Raw genomic sequence first — 877 nt, 5'->3', positions numbered from 1 at the left:
CGGGATAATATGGCCGGGATAGTTATTGGTTGCATGAGAAGGGCGCCGCATGATCGAGATCCTGACCCCCCCGGACCTGGCCCGAGCGAAGGAGACAGGCGCCCTGGTCGCCCACATCCTGCAGACGCTGAAGAGCCGCAGCGAAGTGGGCACGAACCTCCTGGACATCGACCGCTGGGCCCAGGCGATGATCACCGAGGCCGGAGCGCTCTCCTGCTACGTCGACTACGAGCCCTCCTTCGGACGCGGGCCGTTCGGCCACTACATCTGCACGGCCGTCAACGACGCCGTACTCCACGGACTGCCCCGCGACTACACCCTCGCCGACGGCGACCTGCTCACGCTCGACCTCGCCGTCTCCAAGAACGGAGTCGCCGCGGACTCCGCCATCAGCTTCATCGTGGGCGACTCGAACCCCCCGGAGAGCGTCGCGATGATCAGCGCGACCGAACGCGCGCTGAACGCGGGCATCGCGGCCGCCGGCCCCGGAGCCCGCATCGGCGACATCTCCCACGCCATCGGCTCGGTCCTCAGCGAGGCGGGATATCCGATCAACACCGAGTTCGGAGGCCACGGCATCGGATCGACGATGCACCAGGACCCGCACATCTCGAACACCGGACGCCCCGGCCGCGGATACAGACTGCGCCCCGGGCTGCTGCTCGCACTTGAACCATGGGTCATGGCCGACACCGCCGAACTCGTCACCGACGCCGACGGGTGGACCCTCCGAAGCGCGACAGGCTGCCGTACAGCACACAGCGAGCACACGATCGCCATCACCGACGACGGAGCCGAAATCCTCACCCTGCCGAGGTAGGCGCGACCGTGAGGCGGAAGCCCCGCCCCCCGTGCTCCGGGCGCCTCATCGCGAATC

The 877-nt window shown here is 68.1% G+C and carries 1 protein-coding gene; it reads left to right on the top strand.

The genetic code is table 11. From position 1 onward, the window contains the following. Nucleotides 1-49: 49 nt before the first annotated feature. Entirely contained in the window at nucleotides 50-820 is a 771-nt protein-coding gene (map, locus tag ACFFRH_RS44280; protein WP_386164205.1) for a type I methionyl aminopeptidase, read from the top strand. The last annotated feature ends 57 nt before the right edge of the window (nucleotides 821-877 follow it).

Origin of the sequence: Streptosporangium vulgare, assembly GCF_042428775.1 — a bacterium.
GTDB lineage: Bacteria > Actinomycetota > Actinomycetes > Streptosporangiales > Streptosporangiaceae > Streptosporangium > Streptosporangium vulgare.
The sequence above is the reverse complement of the archived record's forward strand: the minus strand, read 5'-3'. Positions and strand labels throughout refer to the sequence as shown.